Below are 1,163 nucleotides of genomic sequence, written 5' to 3'. Positions count from 1 at the left end.
GCTCGGCGAGGGCAGCGGCAGCAGTGCGGCGATCGAGGGCGGGTTCGTCGCGGCGGGCGAGTTCGACGCCGGCTTCTTCGGGATCTCCCCGCGTGAGGCCCTCGCGATGGACCCGCAGCAGCGGCTCCTCCTGGAGACGTCCTGGGAGGCGTTCGAGCGGGCCGGCATCGACCCGGCGGGCCTGCGCGGCACCCGGACCGGCGTGTTCGTCGGCACGGCGGGCGTCGACTACGTCGGCGTGGTGCTGAACTCGGACGAGGACATGGAGGGCCACGCGACCACCGGCCTGACGGCGAGCGTGCTCTCCGGCCGGATCTCCTACACCTTCGGCCTGGAGGGCCCGGCGGTCACCGTCGACACGGCGTGCTCGTCGTCGCTGGTGGCGATGCACCTGGCCGCGCAGTCCCTCCGGAGCGGCGAGTGCACGCTGGCCCTGGCCGGCGGCGTCACCGTGATGTCGTCCTCGCTCGGCTTCCCCGGCTTCACCCGGCAGGGCGGACTGGCCCCGGACGGGCGCTGCAAGGCGTTCGCGGACGGCGCCGACGGGACGGGCTGGTCGGAGGGCGCGGGCGTCCTGGTGCTGGAGCGCCTGTCCGACGCGCGCCGCAACGGGCACCCGGTGCTGGCGGTCGTCCGGGGCTCGGCGGTGAACCAGGATGGCGCGTCGAACGGGCTGACGGCGCCCAACGGGCCCTCGCAGCAGCGCGTCATCCGCCAGGCGCTCGCCAATGCCGGGCTGTCGGCCGGTGAGGTCGACGCCGTAGAGGGCCATGGCACGGGCACGCCGCTCGGCGACCCGATCGAGGCCCAGGCGCTCCTCGCCACGTACGGGCAGGGGCGCGAACGGCCGCTGCTGCTCGGCTCGTTGAAGTCCAACATCGGCCACACCCAGGCCGCCTCCGGTGCGGCCGGCGTGATGAAGGCCGTGCTGTCGATGCAGCACGGCGTCCTGCCCCGCACGCTCCACGTCGACGCGCCGTCCTCGCACGTCGACTGGACGGCCGGTGACATCCGGCTGCTCACCCAGGCCGAGGAGTGGCCGCAGACCGGCCGGCCGCGCCGCGCGGGCGTGTCGGCCTTCGGGATCAGCGGCACGAACGCGCACGTGATCGTCGAGGAGGCGCCGCCGGCCGAGGCCCCCGTGGCGGAGCCTACGGCCGAGC

Annotated in this window: 1 protein-coding gene; it reads left to right on the top strand. The window is 75.2% G+C overall.

Going from position 1 to position 1,163, the window contains the following annotated elements:
- The coding region (locus tag AB0O00_RS40590; RefSeq protein ID WP_363659677.1) for a polyketide synthase at positions 1 to 1,163 on the top strand (1,163 nt) is incomplete at both ends.

The sequence above is a fragment of the Kitasatospora sp. NPDC093558 genome, from assembly GCF_040683475.1.
Taxonomy (GTDB): Bacteria; Actinomycetota; Actinomycetes; order Streptomycetales; family Streptomycetaceae; genus Kitasatospora.
Note: the sequence above shows the minus strand (reverse complement) of the source record. Positions and strands in the feature narration are given on the sequence as shown.